Origin of the sequence: Halobacteriovorax sp. DPLXC-1, from assembly GCF_036903125.1 — a bacterium.
GTDB lineage: Bacteria > Bdellovibrionota > Bacteriovoracia > Bacteriovoracales > Bacteriovoracaceae > Halobacteriovorax_A > Halobacteriovorax_A vibrionivorans.
On the sequence record NZ_JAYMCO010000001.1, the window covers coordinates 758,578 to 778,390 of the forward strand.

A 19,813-nucleotide genomic window follows, 5' to 3' on the forward strand; every position below is an offset into this window, starting at 1 on the left:
TTTAATTAATTCATCTCAATTCTATCAACCATCAGTTGAATATACTTATTACCATTAAAGTAATTTAAAGCGAGCGTAAAGTAGACTTCTAATTCACAATTAGGGTCTGCTTGGCGCTCAAATATCTCATTTGGCGTAAGCGCTCCCCATTTTGTCATATAGTTGAAGCTAATTCCCTTAAGATTAATTTTCTGATTTGTAATTGAAGTGAAGTTCCAGCGAACGTGCACATCTTTTAGTAGATCATAACTCTTAAGCATTGCTCCTTTAAGCTTAAAGATAGGCTTTGCATTTCCCATCCCATAAGGCTCAAGGGCATCAAGTCCTCTTAGAAGAGCAGGGTCGATTTCATTAGGTGATATTTCAAGATCATAGAAGTTCTGTACCGTTCTTTGAATCAGCGGAATAGCACGAAGCTTTTCATTCATTGATTGTTTGAAGGCTTCATAATTTTCTTGTTTCATGGAAAGGCCTGCTGCTGCTTTATGGCCTCCAAATTTTAAGAAGAAATCACGATGCTCATTTAAGAGATGATAAATATCTAGCTCTCCAGCTGAACGAGCTGAGGCCTTGATAACACCTTCATCTTCAGCATCACTGAAAACAATGGCAGGTACTTTAAAAGTTTCAACAAGTTTTGAAGCGACAATTCCAATAACACCTTCATGAAAATGAGGAGCGTAGACAATGGAGATATCGTGATCTCCTCCACCTCTTTTAATTTCATCGATAACTTGTTGTTGGGCCTCTTCAAAGACTTCTTTTTGAATGGCCTTTCTCTCTGTATTACAATTAACAAGTTGGTGATAGTACTCACGTGCCTCGTTATAATCTTTTGAAATTAAAAGTTTTAATGCGATCTCAGGATGATCAAGTCGACCTTTCGAGTTAATAAGAGGGCCAACATTAAAAGATAATTTCTCACTTGGAATAACATCTTTTGAACGATCTGTAGGATCGAAGAATGCCTTTATTCCTTCGTATTGAGTATTCTTAATCAGCTTCATTCCATGACGAACAAGCTTCATATTCATCGGAGTTAAAGGAGCAAGGTCACAAATCGTTCCAATAGCAACATATTGAAGAAGATCATAAACTGAAGGAATATCTTCACCACGTGCAAGAAGGATCTTTCTAATTTCAACACAGATTGCAAATGCAACACCAACACCAGCAAGAGGTTTCATATCTGAGTCAGCCGGTTCATCACGACGAGAAGGATTAACAACGGCCACTGCATCTGGCATTGTTTCACGCCCATCTTTATGGTGGTCTGTAATGATTAATTTAAGCCCTTTCTCTTTTGCATAAGCTGCGGCTTCAACATTGGAGATACCACAGTCAACAGTGATCATCAGATCAATGCCATCTTCAATAGCACGATCAATTGAACAATTATGTAGGCCATAGCCTTCAATAAAACGTGATGGTTGTATGAGTTCAACTTCACGATTTAATTTTTGAAAGAATTGATAGAAGAGAGCACATGAAGTTGTACCATCCACATCGTAGTCACCGTAAATTGCAATCTTTTCACCTGCATCAAGTGACTTGATAATTTCATTGGCCGCTACATCAATATCAATGAGCTCCCCAAAATTGGGCAAAGCTTTTAAATCCCAAGAAAGAAACTCACGAATATCTTCATGAGACATGCCTTTCTTGTTCAAAAGTCTTTGAACAACAGGGTGTAAATTAAAGGTATTTTCAGTACTTGTGTGTGTTGTGTTCTCCATTATTGAACGATATCACGTTAAGTAGAGAACGAGAATTAATAAAGTCTTACCAAATGACGGTAATACCCTTTATAACGTCTTCTTCATGCAGGTCGTTAACTTCAGAGAAAAGCATTCTAAACTCTTGAGAATTAGAAGCATGAATCTTATTAAAGTAGTTTGAAGGAAGAAATGACTTCTTGCAGCTATGACATTTTTGAACTTCTGTAGCAGTGTCATGCATATGGCCACACATATGGCATTTCTTAATGAGTCTTTTTTTACTATGAGTTTTATTTAATTCTTTCATGAATAGACCTTATTTCTTAAATGTAACAAGTATCTCTTCGAAGAATAGATGAATAAGTTTAGTAAAAATGGCAAAAATTTCCATTAAATCACAAAAGGCCGACTATTGAAGTCGGCCAATGTATCAAATAAATGGAGGGGGTGGGGTATTAAAATAGCCTAAAGTCACCTGTACTAGAGGCATCTAAAACATTTGATTGGTTGTTCATAATTGGAGTGTTGCCAGTTGAATTCATACCACCGTAGCTTCCTTTTGTAGCTGAAGCTCCTAGTCTAAAGTTTTGAGCTGGGATTTGCGTTCCCCATCCAAAACCGTAGCGTGAGTAATCATAATTCTTTACCTGAATCGCTTGATCTGGTGCCAATTGCGTTCCCCAAGGCATTGATTCACTGAATCTCATCATTGGTGCATCTTGTCCGTAATAGTCATTGTAACCGTAATTCCAATTATTGGCCGCGTTCAAGCTCTGGATAAATTGTGTCTGCTGTCTTAAATCAAGCATCATAGACATATAATCACTTTGCTGATTATTAAAGGCATCAAATGATCCAAAGTACGAATTAATCTGAGGCTTTGTAAATGACTGGGCCATTGGATTAATTAATTGTTGCATCATGAATGCTTGCTGCTCTTGTCTTTGTTGTGCAATTTCATTTTGCATTGATTGAATATACTCAATAAGAGCAAGTTCTGTTTCTGTAAATTCAGAATCATCCTTATCTTTCTTGTCTTCTTTATCTTTGTCTTCCTTCTCTTTTTTATCTTCTTCTTTTTCTTTTTCAGATGAAGCTACTTTAGGAGACTCTTCATTTGAATCTTCTTTCTTATATTCATCTAGCTCAGCTGTAATCTTAGCTAACTCATCTTGAAGCTTTTTGATTTCATCAGTATTAACTTCTGATTTTGCATTTTGAATTTCACAAACAAGTTTTGCATTCTCTTCTTTTAATGCTTCATTTTCTTCTTGAAGAGTAATAAGTTTTTCACTTATTAGTCTTAAGTTCTCTTTTGTTTCTTCAAATTTAGAGATAGCCTCTTTTGCAGTTTCAAGCTCAGCTGTTCGAGCTTCGATAAGCTCTTCGAGGGCCTGAATTTTCTCTTGTTTGATTGCTTCATCGACATTGTCTGTTGATGATTGGACTTCACTCAATTGTGATTTAAGTTTTGAAATCTCCTCACTACTTCTAGCAAGCTCTTCAGTCATTGTACTAGACTTCTCTTGCAATTCGCCAAAGCGTTTTGTGAGATCTTTATAATCATCGATTAATTTCTTATCTTTTAATTGAATCTCAACTTTTGTAACATGCTCAACCTTTCCAAAAAGTCTTGCGGAGTCAAACCAAAGGTCAAAGATTCCTTTTTGATGGACCTGGTAATTAGAGACCGTAATTTCTTGCACATTTTGCTCACCTGCAATTTCACGATAGTGTCCTGTGCGTTCTACGTTATTAGAAATCATCATTTCATTTTGTACGTAAGTACTCGATAGAAATAATGCACTCATAATAAATAGCTTTTTGTAACAAGCCTTCATAATTCCTCCCATTGATACAATTTATATGATGCAATAGGCGTGCCAAGAAAATAGCCTCAAAAGCCTAAATATCGTGCAAAAATGCCATAGTTGGTGTTCATATTTTAGACACTGGCCAAAACCAATGCGCTTTTGCTTAAATATAGGCATGAAAGAAGCAATATATAAGAAGACCTATCAGGTTAGTATCAATAGCGTTAATATCAACAAGAAGCTAGGCCTCTACGGCATTTTAGGCTATTTGCAGGACATTGCTACAGTTCACGCTGAGGAGATGGGCTTTGGGCTTGAGGATATGATTAGAGACCAGTCTTTTTGGGTTCTTGTAAGACAAAAGCTTCGAATGACGAGATTTCCTGGTTGGAATGAAAAATTGGAAATTCAAACTTGGTCACGCGAGCCTCAGGGGATGTACGCTTTCCGCGATTTTGAAATTTTTCAAGATGGTGAAAAAATAGGGGATTGCTCAACAGTGTGGATGATCCTCGATGGAAAGACCAGAAAAGTTAAGAAGCCAGACTTTCCTTTAGAGAGAATTAATCCCCGCACAGATTATCAATTAGATTATATTGCACACAAGGTAGAGCCTCGTGAAAACTTTGAAAAAGTTAATACGATTGTCGTTAGAAATAGTGATCTTGACCTTAATATGCATGTGAATAATACAAAGTATTCTCAGTGGATCTTAGATTCAATTCCAATTGAATTACATAAAACAGCAAAGCTAAATGAGTTTGAAATTAACTTTATGGCCGAGACTCATCTAGGTGATGATATTGATATTTACCGCGCTCGAAATGAAGAAGGTGAACTTAATCACGATATTGTTTATAAAGGAGTTAGGCACTCGGATGGTAAGACTTGCTTTCTTGCTAAGATCTTAGCTAATTAAATTAGCGTAGATAGAATTCAAATGTACAAGCACCCTTTCCTGAGTAGCAGACTTCTGTTCCGTATGCTGGAACAATACCTTCGTTACCTGAGTTGATCGCGATATTAAAGGCATCGGCCGTAGTGTAGCTATCATTGGCATTTTGGCCTGTACAGCCGGCCGTACGACTGGTATGACGAAGGTTTCCGGTACAATCAGTATAGTCGTAATCCCATACCCCTGTACCATTTTCAATTATTGGTGCTCCTGCATTGTAAGAAGGTGAAATGAACATGGCATCAGTTGTTCCAACTGCACGTGAGAATTGCTCTGGATTAATAGATGCTCTTGTATTAGGAACACTTCGATGCACTAAGAGATGGTCAGCGACAGTGCTAACCATAATTGAGTTATCGAGATCTGTTACACCACTTGAGCGCACAACTAAAGTCCAGCCGCCACCGTCAGTTGTCATATCACAATAAACAGTTCTTAAAGTGTTGCCACCAGGTGTGAAGTTAATCGTGTAATTTCCTGAAGGTGCATTTGGATTTTCTTCGAGTATTTGTTTACAAGAAGACTTGTAATTACCATATGAGTTTGCTTCTCGGATCATAAGCCAGCCATTTCCTGCGCCAGCTGCAGTTGCTGGGTCAGTGGCCCAGGCTTTTGACGAGCTTATCCAATAAGCACCGTTATAATAGCCATTACCGCTTAATTCTCCTCCACCATCAATTTTCCCACTCCAGCATGCAGCATACCAAAAAGGTGTCGATGAATATAGTGTTCCACAATTATCAGTTGAATTACTATCATTATCTTGATCAATTGTTGTCCATGGATAACCTCCATGTGTGATAGCGATTCCTGGTTTCACTGAGCCAAGAACTTGTTGATAGGACTCAATATTTAAACGGTATTTATCAGCAGGATCAAAATTCTTTACTGTCATAATCGCCTGTTGCGATATTGGTTGGTCATAGTCATAAGACCAAGAATAGAGTAATTGAAAGTCATCATTGCCTGAAATTTTATCCCAGTGCTCCAGTCCTACAAAGTAATTCAAAGTTTCTAAGTATTCATTAGGAGATTCTGCTCCAATGCTTTGTCTTGAGATTGGAGAACATTTGCCTGTAAAGTCACTTGAAGTTGATCGATCATGAGAACAACGTGGCAGTGTACTAATTGAATTACTATAGCTAATACCTGTTGTTGGCTTATTTGTTCCTTCTCTTGTATTTCCCCATACAAGAGTCCAGCCACCACCTTGAGTTTCCATGTCACATATTGTCGGAAATGGATCATCTATTCCAAGTGGCCCATCAGGGTCAATTAAATAAACTCCTGTTCCAGCAGAATAGCCGCGATCAAGAATTTCACGGCACGATCTCATCGAAGGAAGTGAGCGGACCCATACTCTTGTTTCTTGGTATTGTTTAAGGTTTAGTCCAAGACCGGTGTCAGTTTCTGTTGATGTAAAGGCACTTGTACAATAGTTATTTCCAGAACTAGCACATGTCGATATATCGGTGGTCACAAAAGTGTCTCTAGGTACACATCGCTTACCGTAACCACCACCAAGGTATACTCGGTCTGTTGTAACAGGGTCAACGTTAATACAACTATAAAAGACTCGCCAATTATTTCCATAGCCATAGAAGAAGTACTGACCAACTAAACCTACGTTTTCATTTCCATCCATATCCGCAAACATGACATTAGGATTAGTCGCATCCCCTAGGGCCGCTACTTGTTGAAAGTATTGTGGAATTGTCTTATCTAAGTATGCAGTCTCCCAGGTATTATCGGTAATATCAAAGCCTGTATTTACACCTTCAATACGCATTTGATTAAAGGCTATAGAATTTGATTTCGAATAAATTTCTGCTGAGGTTTCACCTCTGACTGCGTGAGTAGGGTAACCGTGCCATACTTTTGTCCAGCCGCCACCATCTGTCGTCATGTCACAATCAACAGTAACAGCACTGCCTTCTGGATAAATTGTATAGCTTCCATTACCACGAGATTTACCACTTAAAAGAATATCCATACAGTTTTTAGGACGGTCATATTTCTCTCTTAAAAAGTAGCGCGCCTTAACATTTGCCTGACCAGTGTTAAATCCTCCGACACCTCTTGTTCGATAGATATCACCACTATTTGATGTATGATAGATATAATGTCTCGGTTGGTCGTGAACATCAGAAGTTGATGTTTGTGTATAACCTGGCAAGCAATCTCCCCATCCAAATCCTACCCAACGAGCGTGGCGATCAAGGTAATAATCAGTTCCATTACTATTTCTAAAGCGAAATTGAGAGCCACCTGTGAGCATGTCACAATCACCAGGGTTCGAACGATTTGGCCCCGATTGCATATCGACGACTAGATTAAAGTCGTTAGGGTTAAAGAACTCAACTGTTGAAAAGTCAGTTGCTCCCCAGTTTGTAATATCTCTTGCCATCATTTGAGTAGCCGAGAAATCAAAGAAGTTATGCATACCAACTGTGTTTATATCGCTGAAGTTCGTTGCGGTAATATTAATTCCTGAAAATTCATTTTTCATTTCATCATATGACTTCTTAGTCGTCATTGTAGCATCAGCAGCATTGGCATAGAAGAGAGTCCAACCACCATTATCGATATCCATTTCACAATATATTTGAGTTGGAGTTACTTGATCTGGATAAATCGTATAAACGCCTGAACCTTTCGATTCACCCAAATCAAGGATATGTTGACACGACATAGGTCTCATCCCTTCATCATGTAGGTAGAGTTCAACAAGGGCAGTACCTGTATCATTATTATAAGTTGAAGGAATTCCAGTTTTATAAACTTGATCTGAACCAATCGCATAATACCAATTTGAGTGATTTACTGAACCATCAAGTAATGAAGAATTACCATTAGAGTAGGCGAAGGTATTATTCCCCAACTCAAGTCCACCCCAACGCTGTTCATTTCTATCGATAGAGATGCCGCGATAGCCAGAGACAGGAGTATCATAGATTGGGTTTGTGTATTGTGACCAAATATTTCTCCATGATTCATTTGGATAATTAATTTTAAAAGTAAATCGATTGAGATTCTCAAATTCATCAATATACTGAAGAATCGAGTATAGGTTTGCTGTTGGGGTTGTTTGATTATATAAAAGAGCATCATTTACAGTTGGAAAGTATCCACCAGTAATATTGTGTTTGAAAACGCGGGTCCAACCACCACCGTCATTATCCATATCACAATAGACATTCATTGCACTTAATGGGCCTGCCCCATCGATATCAACTGAATAGACGCCACTTGCATAACTGCCTGTTTTATTCATTGTCGAACATGAAACATTACAATCTCTAATAACCAGGTCAGAGGGATTGTTAGCATAGAAATTCATCCACTCAACATTTGTTTTAGTTGCAACAAAATGTTCTTTAGTTGATGAAGTATTCCAAACTTTCTTACAAGTTCCATGAGCTACTATCGTACGTAACTCATTTGAGGTAAGTTTAAAACCTGTGTCAACAGTGTTAATCCCAAAGGCAGCTTGAGAGAAGATAAAAGTAAATAGAAGACCTATTTTAAAGTTCATTCTTTATTTGCTTTTTGTAACTCTTTGATAGCAGCACGCATCTCTTGCATTTCAGCTTTTAGTTGCTCATTCTCTTCTTTTAAAGAAGCGATTTCTCTTTTAACTTCCTCGTCATTTGAAAAGAGCTTGTCTAATTGCTCTGAGATTGACTTCACTGCTTCAACAAGAAGTGCAGTGATATTTCCGTACTGAACTGATTTATATCCATCCTTACTTGTTTTAACTAATTCTGGTTGAACTTTTTCAACTTCTTGAGCAATAAAACCAACAGTCTTCTCTTGCGGGAAGTTTCTGTCAGGAAACTCATCTGTCTTCCAGTCAAAAGTTACACCTCTTAATGACCTAACTTTATGAAGTGGATCAATAATTGTTTCGACATTCTCTTTGAAGCGTTCATCTGATGTATAAAGGTATGAAGCTGCAATCACATTTCCTGCAACATGTAACTTCTCTGTTGGGGCAGTCGTTCCTATCCCAACGTTTCCAGTATCACTTTTAATTGTCAGGTCATGGCGTAAACTTGCGGCACCTGATCTCCAGTGTGATAAGTGAAGGTCATCACCAACATCATCACCATAGAAGAGTACAGTGCTAGTATCATTAATTGTCGCTGGGTCACCATCTCTATCAAGTAAAAGAAGACCACCATAATCAGAGTCTCTAACTACTCTAAAGTGTGTTTCTGATAGCGTTAGTGGACTTGTAATAAGACCTGTACCTCCTGAAACTTCTAACTTAGAGGCTGGGGTGGTCGAACCAACGCCGACTTTTCCAGTATTGAAATATATATTACTTCCATTAGTGGTCCATTGTGATTGGTTAATTGTCCCCATCTGAGTTGTTACATAATTTTTCACCGCACTTACAGATGGTGCTTGAGTCGTCTCTGTTCCAGCTGTTGAATTTACAACTGCTGCTGTTTGAGCACGTGCCGTTGTGAAATATAAATTTGTCCCTTCGGCCACGTCATCAGTATCAAGGCCTGTAATGGCCGTATAGTTTGCATTAATTTGTGCCTGTAATTTTCCGTAGGCATCAAGAACTGTATCAGTTGCTGCAAGTACTGAATTTGTTCCCACTGTATATCCCGTTAACGGAGTATTTAATACAGTCGTGCCATCAACAACTGATGATGGAACACGTCCAGACCCATCAAGTCTTAAAAGCTCATTTGCTCCATTTGATGTATTAACTCCAATCTGAATGTCATTAGCATTCTCAGTTAAGGCTATATCACTTGTTGCTGTTAATCCCTTAAATGGAAGATCTGTTCCAGACTTTGCAAGAACGAGTGATGCTCCACCAGCACTTGATGCTGTATTTTGCTCACCGCTTGCCGCTACTACTGTTGATAAACAGCCACTACCGTCAATACAGATATCGTTTCCAGTAGTCACATTCATTCCACCATCTACCGTTAGCTTTTGAGTTGGAGTAGTTGTACCGATTCCGATATTTCCTGAGCTTAGAATATTAAATTCATCAACTCCATTTTTTGTTATTTTAAAATCATTACCATTTGAATTTATAATATAGTCTGGTGTCATTGCTACGCCTGTTGGCGGTGTCCCTGCATCAACGGTTAGTGTCGGTATATTTGGCTTTGTTGAAGAGATATAAACATTATAAGCAAATGAATTTCCTGATTGCCCAAATCTTAGGGATGCCGTTTGAGTAGAAGAGTCAAAGTACCATTGGTAGCCAACAAAGTTATTGCTAATATTGGCAGAAACGACTTTAAAAGTATTACCGCCATTGGTAAAGGCAACATCAAATTCCATATTTATGATACTAGAGGAATCTGCAGTTGTTCTCACACTCCTAATAATTACTTTTGTGTTTTGTACACCTGGTGTCAGTGTCAGTAGGGCACGATTTCCTACAGAGGCATCAGCATGGGGAAGACTTATTCTCTGTGCCCATTGGTATTCGGCAGTATTTAATGAAATGTCTCCCGTGATATCCATCTTTGCTGTCGGAGTCGTTGTTCCCACACCAATGTCACCAGTGTTAAAGTATATATCACTACCTGTCGTCGTCCATTGTGATTCGTTAATAGCACCGGTCTGAGCTAGAACATAGTTTTTCATAGCATCGACAGAAGGTGCCTGCACTGTTTCTGATCCTGCAGTGGAATTAACAACAGCTGCTGTTTGGGCACGAGTATTACTGAAGTATAAATTTGTCGTACCTTCTGCTACATCATCAGTATCAGTGATAGCGTTACCTGCAATTGAGCTGGCATGAGCATCTAGTTGTGCCTGAACTTTTCCAAAGGCCTGTAGAACTGTATCTGTTGCAACAACGCTTGAAGCTGTTCCATTTGTAAAGCCTGTGAGTGCGACATCAATTGCTGGATTATAATTGATAATTGAATCAGCAAGTTTCCCTCCAGCACCTATTTGAGGTATTTGATTTGCACTTGTTCCAACATCAACATTGATTGTTCCTGTTGTTGTAATTGGGCCACCAGTAAGTCCAGTTCCAGTTGAAACAGATGTAACAGTTCCGTCACCAGAGCCAACTGTTGAAAGACAATTACCACCATCAATACAGATATCATTTGTTGTTGTTACATTTATATTTCCATCAACTGTTAGTTTCTGCGTCGGTGCTGCCGTTCCAACTCCGATATTTCCTGTATTTCCTTCTAACACTAATGCTGTATTATTAGCGCCATTAAAGAAGTTGAAATGAAGTTCGTTCTGACTAGAAGTGGCCACTGAGTTTGAACCAAATGCCATGATATCCCAGTAAGAAGCAGCAGAGTTTCCTGTTTGCATTCTAATTGCACTCTTCTTATCTTCATGTCCAAGAAGGTTTAAACTAGCTCCCGCAGCGGAAGTTGTACCTTCAATTCCAATTTCTGCCCATGTGGCATTTTGGACATGTAGTGGGTAAGTTGGAGTTGTTGTTCCCACTCCAACATTTCCTGAGTTGTAATAGATATCACTACCTGTTGTTGTCCATTGTGTTTGATTAACGTTACCAATTTCTGTCGTTACATAGTTTTTAACTGAATTAACAGAAGGGGCGATTGTCGTTTGAGTCCCACTCATATCATCAATAACCTTAGCATCAGCATATGTATCGACGTATCCTTTTACCGCTAATTCACTTGGTACTTGTGTTGAAGAATCAAGAGTTCCCGAGTTGTCGAGATCACTAGCAGGAATTTGAGCAACGTTTAAGACATTACCTAAGCCTACATAAGTTTTATCAATAGTTGGTGCGTTTATCTTTGACCATGAAATTGCGGCTGTTGAACTAATATCTGCATCAACAATAGACCCATCAGTAATATCTGCTGAACCCACTTCTGGATTTGATCCACTTGTAACACGTCCATATTGATCAACTGTAACTGATGTATAAGTTCCCGCAGTACCAACTGTGGCCTGACCTAAAACTCCAGCATTATTTACTAATGTACTATCAACAGTTAATGCTGCCGTTTGATTGATACAATCAAACTGATTACCTGATTTAATTAAAACCTGATTATCTAGACAGCCGCCAACGAAGTCGAGGCTATCTGGAGTGATTGCTGCGTTAGCAATTGAATCCGCCGTTACGGCCTTATTTGCATAGAATGCCATCGGAACAGAAAGTATTTTTTGATAGTCAAAAGTGAGTCCATTAGTAACATCAGTTACTCTTATTAAAAGAGTTTCACTACCGGTAAGGTCTTCAACATGAGTTTGATAATTTGGTATCACAAGTTCTGTGCTATAGATTCCGTTTGAAAGTGTTACAGAATTAATATTAATTGTCTCAAGAAGAGTCGGACCTGTAGAGTTAAAGACTTCAAAGCGTAAGTCGACAGTTCCCGTAATAGGGGTTCCATCAGTTTGTACAAGCCTTCCCGAATATCCGATGAGGTCTGTAGAGGCACCTATATTAGAGCTAAGTATTAAGCTTAATGAGATGACTAAAGAATATATTAATTTTTCGCCAACGTTCAACTAAATCCCCTGTTAGTACAGTGGTTTATCGACATCTTAACTTAATTTTATTAACTAATTGAATATTAGTGACTTAGTGAAGAATTTCTTTCCGGATTGGCATTTATTAGCCAAGAAATTGAGGCTTAAACTCAATTTCTTGACAGAGATTTAATAACTTAAGGGGTTGCTTTACAAGGAGGGTAGTTTCTAACTAGCTCACCAATAGGCCCACCAGTTTGACTATGATTAGGTCTTAACTTTTCCCAATAGGAATTAGTTGGAAAAATTCTACCTGAGCCGCGATATATTCCGCGTCTTCCTTTGAGAATTTCCATCATAATGTCCATGCTACATTTTATCTGATTCTCTGGTTTGATTGTTGCGGTATAACCAGTTTCAAACTTACAATTTTCTCCGCGCCACATTCTATTTCTTTTAACTTGATTGAGCTGAAATAGTCCAGTTGGACGATCTGTGGCATCAGGAACAGGCCCTGTATTTACTTTTGTCGGATCACATGATGATTCAACTTGTGCAATTGAAGCAAACATCCAAACCCAAAACCTCTTTCTTTGCTGGTTATTTAGATTGTACCAATTAGGGCAAGTGTATGGGCTTGCTGTCATTCCTCTCACTTCATCATAGAGGTAGATATCCGATGCTCCCTCTGTATTGTCGATATAATTAACAATCATATCTCCCCATACACCAAGGCTACCATCTTCTTTTACAAAGTTCTCACACATCTTATTAAAATAAAGAGAGCCTCGTCGAAATGTTGTCGGTAATGGATCTGCCTCTGAAATAAGATTATCTTCAACTTTACAGTCTATACATGGCTCTTCAGGTGGGGCCACGACTTGATCAATAACAACATTTATTTCTTCTAAAAATTGAGCTGTCGAATACGGAGTTGTTTCATTTGCGTATAAATTAAAGCTTAAAAAGAATATAACTAAAGTCTTCATTAGTTACCTCCCTTTTTGCGTTTGAATATACACTTGATCTTACTCTCGATTGAATTATAAGAGACTTGCTCATCACTAAAACTTAAAACCTGAGTACTTGTGGCTTCAAGCTTTTTAAACTTTTTAGGGCATTCTATGATTTCTGAAAATTGAGTTACCTTGTTATTTTCAAACTTATAACGAGATGTTGACTTGCAGCCATCAGAAGTATTTTCAATTTGTTTTTCTTTTGAAAATGGGCCAAAGAAAATTGTCTGTCCAATTCTAAGGCCATCTTTAGGTTTACTAGAATTTAGAAAAGCGAGAGTACCTGAGTCACAGAATCGACTATTTGATTTGATGACTTCATATTCTCCAACATGCTTCTTGGCCACATCCAAAAAGCTCTTAATCTCATCTCCAAAGCTTGGGAGAGTTATACAAATAACTAGTAGTAATTTCAATATGTTAAACTTAGTGCTCTCTTGTCGATTTCTCATTCTTATTTCCTATTTTACCTACGGAAAACCTTGTAAATTATACCATCTTAAGAGGCTTTATGAGTCCATAGAGTCATGATTGCCTCTTTTATTCCTATCTTATTTACACTTCAATGGCATAACTTCTTAAAGATTGATACTGATACTCCAAACATTAGGAGATAGGTATGAAGAATATAGGTATGCTAGCGGTTCTTGCGTTACTCGTATCGTGTAATGCAGAGAAGATAACAACGGTTAAGGTTGTACACTCTCTTGACTCTGATGCACTTAGTGGTGAGATCAAGGTTAATAGTCAAAAATTAAATTTCAATGGATCATCTGGAGAAACATTTGAAATCAAAGGAACTTATCCACGTAATCTTTCAATGGATCTAGATTACACTCATGCAGAAGCTTTCTATGCAAATAGTGTAAACAAGCTACCTGCTACAGAAATCAATATGAAGTTCGAGGTAAGAGGTTATAACTCTGAAAAAGGAACTGTTGATTTAAGAAGAGAAGGAAGTGTTAAGCTTCAAGGTGAAAAATTCAAACTTACTAATTGCTCTAATACTGTTGATTTTAAAGTTGATGGTAGTGAATTAACAATTGATATGTCTAAGTTTAAAAGTTTAGCTTCATGTAAGTTCGTAGGAAAATATAAGAACCACAATCGTATTGGAGAGAAGGGGAGACTACATAATGGTTTTGGCCGTAACTTCTTTAAATTCGATTCAGATAAAGATATGGGTCTAGAGGCCAGTTATGCAATCCGTAGCCAATTTTCAGGTTATGTTTATAAAGACGGTGAAATGGCCGAGTATTTACAGAAGATGCTTACTAAAATTGCAAAAGCTTCAGATATGCCTGATCTTGAACCGAAGGTTTACTTCATCAATGCACCAATTGAGAATGCATTTGCTCTACCTGGTGGATATGTATTTGTATTTAGAGGTCTAATTGAAGCACTCGAAACAGAAGCTGAGCTAGCCGGTGTTCTTGGACATGAGTGGGCCCACGTTACTGAACGTCACGGAACAGAATCTGTTTCAAGAAACTTAAAAAATATTGCTACAAAGTATGTTGGAGCTGGACTTGTATGGGCACAGTTTAATATCTTTGGTGCAGCAGCAGCTTATTATATCTATGATAAATTAGAAGAAATTCCACTTATGGGATTTAGTCGTCTTCAAGAGCTTGAAGCGGATAAAATTGGTGTACAATACGCTCACGAGGCTGGTTATTCACCATATGGCCTATCAAAGTTTTTTGCAGCAATGGGTGATCGTCAAGAGTCTTGGTTAGAGTTACTTGTTTCAACGCATCCAAGACCTTCAACTCGTGTTGAAAAAATTGAAGAGCTTGTTTTTAATTATATTCCTTATTCAAGAGATGCTGTTGTAACTTCAGAAGATTACCTTGCAGCTAAGGAAACAATGAATGAAATTGAGCCAATGCCTTACTATATCGCTATGAGAGTGATGGCCCAGATGGGGGGGTTAGTTGAAGAAAGTATCAAGAGCTCAGTTAGAAAGAAATTTAAATTAGAAAAAGAAGATTAGATTAAAGGGCCCTCGATAGAGGGCCTTTTTTATTAGAAAGCTAAACTTGTTCCTAAGTAACCTTCGTATTCATCTTCTTGTGTTTCATACTTATGAATATATCTCACCCCAAAGTCCACAGGTAATGCCCTTAAGATATTTGTATTAAAGACGAGCTCAGCTCCATAACTACTTAATTGTATACTCTTTCTTGTATCTGATAATTTGGCCTTAGTGATATCATAATAGAGATTCATATAAATTCTCTTGAAATAAATTAGCGCCGCAATATTATAATCAGGATAGAAGAGTGGAAAGAGATAATTTGCACTCGATTTTAAATACTTCTTAGACGCAAAATAATCATATCCGCGAGAGTATGCATAACCCATAAATTCATTTGAAGATGGTTGGAAGCGATAGTTGTCACCATCACCATATTCTTCACCAACTACCGATATCTTAATTCCATTATTTGTAAAAAGCCCTGGTGTTGTTATTGAAAACGATCCAAACCAGCGATAGTCATCTTCTAGTCCTGTTTCATCATCTGTTGAAGCATCTTGGTACATTCCAAGAAGTGAAAAGCTCCAAGGTGAAATAATTGAACGAGTGGTAAAGTCCTTATATAGACTTAATGATAGTGTTGTTGATTGTCTGATAAAATCCGCTTCACCAGAAACTTTAGTGTCGTATTGGATATATTCATCAGTCATGACTTGTTCAGCTTGATAGCTTAAACTCAAATTTAAATTATAAAGATTATGTTTTTGTACGAATGGTAATTCGACTTTTATACCATAAGCAACTTCATCCCATCCATAGTCATCAGTATCACTTGCAAGTTGACTTACCATTCTCTCTCTAAGATCAACGGTTGCACTTAGAATTGGCCAGTACCTTTTATAATCGACTATTGCTGATGAATAGGGAGAGTTTTCTGAAGCTTCATAACCTAAATTTACATTCCAGCTAAAGTCTCTAAGATAATTATCTGCATAGAGGCTAAGGCCGTAACCATTACCTACAAAGAAGCTCCAAGAATGAGGTGTCGCAGACCTCCAATCAAACCCGCTATAATCTTCTTCTGTATAATTATTTGAGTTCTTTGTTTGAATCTCTTTTCTATCTTTAATGTCAATTAGTTCAAAGTTGTTATAGCTGTCACTTGGGTCATTCTTTGCAAAATACTGACTGCGATTAACTAGAGAATTGATTCCAAGACCTCGACATGAATTAAGAGATCTGCTTTTTATTCTCTTTCCGTTAATTGTTTGTTCAGTAAAATAAAAATTACTATTTGAAAAGGTTGGCGAGTATGAAGCAATATTTGAGTCAGTACATTTCTCAAGCGATTTTGACGTTGTGTTTAATTTGAAAACTTCAATTTTTCCTTTATATTGAGCTTCAAAAAGAACAGAGTTGTTACCATCATAATTTAACGCATAGAGATTGTTATATGTAGGTGGAACTAATTCTAGAACTCGATTATTTGAATAGTTTGCTTTAACAATTGTCTTACCTTTTCCATCTCTTGTCGCAATGGCGATAACTTCATTATTATTGAGATTTATTGCTTCTAAGAAATCATATTTTGAATTTGTGATAGACCTAAGTTTCGCACCTTCTAAATTTAATTCTTGGATAATCCATTTTCCATTTTTATCAAAGTTTATTGCTGTAATTTTCGAGCCATCTTTGTTGAAATGTGGATTATATAATCTTTCACCTGATGTAATATACTTTATATCTCCATCCCTAAGGCTTATAAGTGATAGGTCAGAGTAACTTTTAAAACCATATCTCCAATGAGGTAAGAATTGTGATTGAATTGCATAATCATTGCTGTAGCTAAGTCTTGTGAAGTCTTCACTATAAGCAATATCTGTTAGAACTTCCTTTTCATCTTTTGATTCTTTTATAAGACGGTAATGGTTATCTAAGTCGTATTCAACGTAGAAAAGGTTAGCTCCATTCTTATATTGATTTGTTTTTACATTGTATTCAGAAACAGGAAGATTATTAAATTTATCTCCATTCCATTCTTTTCTTAGGTCATCAAAGGCAGCATAGTAGAAATCATAAAAATCCACTCCTGAGGAATTTTCTATAGCTCCCACAATTCCATTTGGATAAGGCCTTGCTGTAACATTATTCATTACAACATTCCAAAATTGATCACCATATTTCTTATACCCATAAGAAACCAGTACATATCCATAGATATACCAGTTAACAAGTTGATCATTGTAGGAGCCACCAACAAATTGATCATAAGTTGGAGTCTCGCCTTTAAGAAGAAGCGCTTTAAGTCTTGCCATAAAGCGAGGAGAGCGTCCTCGACCTGCTGGTGTATACTTAGTCTCTGTATAGACGGCATCGCCTTCCATATACCAAGGCTTCCTTGCAAGAAATGAAAGAACCTGTTGTCCTGTATCTCCCATAAGAATATCAAAAAACTTCACTGTTTTCTTATTGAAAATATCTTGTTGAATAACGTGACGATATTCATGAATTGAAAGCATTTCGTGCCATTCTAAAGAACTAAGGCGACTTGAAAATTGTGCTGAGTCAAACCATTCAGTACGTCGTGGAGCAAGAGTGACAAAACCATTTGGATTGGCCATCTCTGGTCGATAGATCAAGGCCACTTGTTCAGGCTTTTTTACACCATAAGAAAGTCCAACATATTTTGAATAATGCTCTATTAGGTTGGCCATGTAGATTGCTCGATCCTTATAGTTTTCTGGATAAATAACTTGGGCAAAATCATTTTCAATAGATTTCCAATTCATTGGAGTACTTTGTGACTCTGTGAATGAATATTGCGCATTTGTATTTAACGATAAGAAAAGAAGAATTAGTAAAACTTTAAGTTTCATTGCTGATGCCCCGTATTGGTATATGAAATATCTATTTATTAAATAATAATGGTTGTTGAATGTAAATTAGTAGAGAGCAGTAAAAGCTAGAAAGACGATATTTGATATACTGGCAATAATAGGAATGGTTAAGTACCTAAATTGGATTTCACGGTTTTTAATACGATAGGAAACAAGTGAAAGATTGATTAAGGTAAAAACGATTAGAATGATGAAGCTAGTGGATGCAGCAAGTGTCTTTATAGGAAAGAGACTTACTAAGAGTGAAATAATTATTGCAACGACAATGGTTGCATTAATTGGTGTCTGTGTTTTTTTATTAATTACTGATAAAAAAATCATCCATTTTAATGGGTGTCTAAGGCCATAGAGAATTCGAGAGGCCATTATCACTTGAGCAATGATTCCGTTAAAGATTGCAAAGATACCAATGGCGCTGATGAGAAGGGCATTGCCTCCGTGATGGACGTACATATCTTTAAGGGGCGCTTTACTTTGATTGAGCTCATCTAGGGGAATACTTGCAATCGCAACTAAGGCTACAAAAACATATAAGATCGTCGATACAAGAACTGCTATATAAATAGAGCGACTTATAGTTGGGCCAGGAAGATTTGTTTCTTCTGCAAGGTTTACCATATCTTCAAATCCGATATATGCATAAAAGGCCAAGAATGCGCCTGATATAATCATTGGAAATTGGGACCACGAAAAATTTTGTAATAATGCAGGAAGCATGAATTCATTGGCCGAGAGGTCTTGCCATGCACTCCCACATATTAAAATAAGGCCAACAATCTCAATTATAGTGAAGAAGATAACGATGTTAATGGATTCTTTTATTCCTTTTATGGCCAGTGCAGTAACTAAGATAATAATTAGAAAAATAACTGAAAAATCTGACCAATGAATAAATGTTTGAAAATAGCCGACAAACCCTTTTATTAGTGTTGATGCACTGACGACACCAGTAAAGGCAACAAGCCAGCCAACAATATTTGAAAGTAATACGCTATGAAATCCTTGAAAGATATACTCGGCCTCTCCTGCACTTTTGGGAAATAATTTAACTAATTGAGTATAAGAGTAAGCAGTCATACTTGCTAAAATTGCCGAAACTATAAACGACAGTGGTGCCATCATTCCTGCTGTTGCTGAAATCTTTCCAATTAAGGCATAAATACCAGCACCAAGAATTGTACCAATTCCATACATTGTTACCTGAAAGGTATTTAAAGATCGCTTAAGTTTTACCATTTGGCTTGATTGTAGAAAAATATAGGATAAATTGAAATTATATATTTAGTTAATATTTGATACGAGGTCATATGAAAGTTTTAATTCTAGGTGCTACAGGACTTGTTGGAAGTCATATCTTGTCGATGGCCTTAAGTGATGATCGTGTAGAAAGAGTTATTGCACCTGTACGTAAAAATATAGATGCACATCCAAAGCTTTTTGCACCGATAATTAACTTTGATGAAATTACAAAAGAAGAAGTATGCTCTTGGAAATGTGATGTTGTTATCTGCGCCTTGGGGACAACGATTAAAAAAGCTGGATCGAAAGCTGCATTTAGAAGAGTTGACCTCGAGTATCCCCTGACTTTTGGAAAGCTTGCAAAAGAATGCGCCGCTAAGTCTTACGTATTAAATTCAGCAATGGGCGCCAATAGCGATTCGTTTGTTTTTTATAATAAAATTAAAGGGCTAGTGGAAGAAGGACTTCAGTCTTTAAATTTTGATGCCTTAACAATTGTCAGACCGGGGCTTATTGGTGGCCAAAGGGATGAATTTCGTTTTGCAGAAGAGATTGCCAAGAGCTTTTTAAAAATTTTAGGTCCACTACTGCCTAAGAGGTTACGTCTAAATCCGGCCAAGAGGATTGCTCAGACAATGCTGGAATCCGCTTTAAGTGACCAATTAGGCGTAAAAATTATTTCATCAGATAAGTTAGTGTAAAAAACTCGAGATATTTTTTATTGGTTGCATA

General features: G+C 37.2%; 12 protein-coding genes. 3 read left to right on the top strand and 9 right to left on the bottom strand.

The annotated features are described in order from the left end of the window. Positions 1-5 precede the first annotated feature (5 nt). The 3 genes from recJ to VCM44_RS03700 form a co-directional block, all read right to left on the bottom strand. The gene (recJ, locus tag VCM44_RS03690) at positions 6-1,736 is read right to left on the bottom strand and encodes a single-stranded-DNA-specific exonuclease RecJ (RefSeq protein ID WP_334678045.1); all 1,731 of its coding nucleotides are present in this window, start codon (positions 1,734-1,736) and stop codon (positions 6-8) included. 46 nt (positions 1,737-1,782) lie between these two features. Continuing rightward, positions 1,783-2,025 (bottom strand): hypothetical protein, encoded by a 243-nt coding sequence (locus tag VCM44_RS03695; RefSeq protein WP_114705541.1) that lies wholly within the window; start codon positions 2,023-2,025, stop codon positions 1,783-1,785. Positions 2,026-2,173: 148 nt separating this feature from the next. Continuing rightward, positions 2,174-3,559: a hypothetical protein gene (locus VCM44_RS03700; protein ID WP_334678046.1), complete on the bottom strand. Its 1,386-nt coding sequence runs from the start codon at positions 3,557-3,559 to the stop codon at positions 2,174-2,176. Between the two features lie 148 nt (positions 3,560-3,707). Here VCM44_RS03700 and VCM44_RS03705 point away from each other — a divergent pair, with 148 nt between their 5' ends. Continuing rightward, positions 3,708-4,451, top strand: coding sequence for an acyl-[acyl-carrier-protein] thioesterase (locus VCM44_RS03705; protein WP_158536748.1), 744 nt, complete (start codon positions 3,708-3,710; stop codon positions 4,449-4,451). Between the two features lies 1 nt (position 4,452). Here VCM44_RS03705 and VCM44_RS03710 read toward each other — a convergent pair whose 3' ends face one another. The 4 genes from VCM44_RS03710 to VCM44_RS03725 all read right to left on the bottom strand — a co-directional run bounded on the left by VCM44_RS03710 (position 4,453) and on the right by VCM44_RS03725 (position 13,416). After that, the gene (locus VCM44_RS03710) at positions 4,453-8,022 is read right to left on the bottom strand and encodes a fibrinogen-like YCDxxxxGGGW domain-containing protein (RefSeq protein WP_334678047.1); all 3,570 of its coding nucleotides are present in this window, start codon (positions 8,020-8,022) and stop codon (positions 4,453-4,455) included. Continuing rightward, positions 8,019-11,987, bottom strand: a complete 3,969-nt coding sequence (locus VCM44_RS03715) for a tail fiber domain-containing protein (RefSeq protein WP_334678048.1) — start codon at positions 11,985-11,987, stop codon at positions 8,019-8,021. Before VCM44_RS03715 ends, VCM44_RS03710 begins: the two co-directional genes overlap by 4 nt. 158 nt (positions 11,988-12,145) lie before the next feature. Further along, positions 12,146-12,937 (bottom strand): hypothetical protein, encoded by a 792-nt coding sequence (locus VCM44_RS03720; RefSeq protein WP_334678049.1) that lies wholly within the window; start codon positions 12,935-12,937, stop codon positions 12,146-12,148. Beyond that, complete coding sequence (locus VCM44_RS03725; RefSeq protein ID WP_334678050.1) at positions 12,937-13,416, bottom strand: hypothetical protein; 480 nt, start codon at positions 13,414-13,416, stop codon at positions 12,937-12,939. The genes VCM44_RS03720 and VCM44_RS03725 overlap by 1 nt, the downstream gene beginning before the upstream one ends. Before the next feature lie 167 nt (positions 13,417-13,583). Here VCM44_RS03725 and VCM44_RS03730 point away from each other — a divergent pair, with 167 nt between their 5' ends. Next, the gene (locus VCM44_RS03730; RefSeq protein WP_114705534.1) at positions 13,584-14,960 is read left to right on the top strand and encodes a M48 family metallopeptidase; all 1,377 of its coding nucleotides are present in this window, start codon (positions 13,584-13,586) and stop codon (positions 14,958-14,960) included. Between the two features lie 32 nt (positions 14,961-14,992). On the opposite strand, the gene VCM44_RS03735 is transcribed toward VCM44_RS03730, so the two are convergent. Next, positions 14,993-17,821: a hypothetical protein gene (locus tag VCM44_RS03735; RefSeq protein WP_334678051.1), complete on the bottom strand. Its 2,829-nt coding sequence runs from the start codon at positions 17,819-17,821 to the stop codon at positions 14,993-14,995. A 66-nt stretch (positions 17,822-17,887) separates the two neighbouring features. Then, entirely contained in the window at positions 17,888-19,078 is a 1,191-nt protein-coding gene (locus tag VCM44_RS03740) for an APC family permease (protein WP_334678052.1), read from the bottom strand. Positions 19,079-19,149: 71 nt separating this feature from the next. Here VCM44_RS03740 and VCM44_RS03745 point away from each other — a divergent pair, with 71 nt between their 5' ends. Then, positions 19,150-19,782, top strand: coding sequence for an NAD-dependent epimerase/dehydratase family protein (locus VCM44_RS03745; protein WP_334678053.1), 633 nt, complete (start codon positions 19,150-19,152; stop codon positions 19,780-19,782). Positions 19,783-19,813: the final 31 nt, after the last annotated feature.

What these genes read in the sequence shown, in the direction of transcription:
- recJ (WP_334678045.1), bottom strand. Translation starts at nt 1,736, where the DNA reads ATGGAGAACACAACACACACAAGTACTGAAAATACCTTTAATTTACAC.
- VCM44_RS03695 (WP_114705541.1), bottom strand. Translation starts at nt 2,025, where the DNA reads ATGAAAGAATTAAATAAAACTCATAGTAAAAAAAGACTCATTAAGAAA.
- VCM44_RS03700 (WP_334678046.1), bottom strand. Translation starts at nt 3,559, where the DNA reads ATGAAGGCTTGTTACAAAAAGCTATTTATTATGAGTGCATTATTTCTA.
- VCM44_RS03705 (WP_158536748.1), top strand. Translation starts at nt 3,708, where the DNA reads ATGAAAGAAGCAATATATAAGAAGACCTATCAGGTTAGTATCAATAGC.
- VCM44_RS03710 (WP_334678047.1), bottom strand. Translation starts at nt 8,022, where the DNA reads ATGAACTTTAAAATAGGTCTTCTATTTACTTTTATCTTCTCTCAAGCT.
- VCM44_RS03720 (WP_334678049.1), bottom strand. Translation starts at nt 12,937, where the DNA reads ATGAAGACTTTAGTTATATTCTTTTTAAGCTTTAATTTATACGCAAAT.
- VCM44_RS03725 (WP_334678050.1), bottom strand. Translation starts at nt 13,416, where the DNA reads ATGAGAAATCGACAAGAGAGCACTAAGTTTAACATATTGAAATTACTA.
- VCM44_RS03730 (WP_114705534.1), top strand. Translation starts at nt 13,584, where the DNA reads ATGAAGAATATAGGTATGCTAGCGGTTCTTGCGTTACTCGTATCGTGT.
- VCM44_RS03735 (WP_334678051.1), bottom strand. Translation starts at nt 17,821, where the DNA reads ATGAAACTTAAAGTTTTACTAATTCTTCTTTTCTTATCGTTAAATACA.
- VCM44_RS03740 (WP_334678052.1), bottom strand. Translation starts at nt 19,078, where the DNA reads ATGGTAAAACTTAAGCGATCTTTAAATACCTTTCAGGTAACAATGTAT.
- VCM44_RS03745 (WP_334678053.1), top strand. Translation starts at nt 19,150, where the DNA reads ATGAAAGTTTTAATTCTAGGTGCTACAGGACTTGTTGGAAGTCATATC.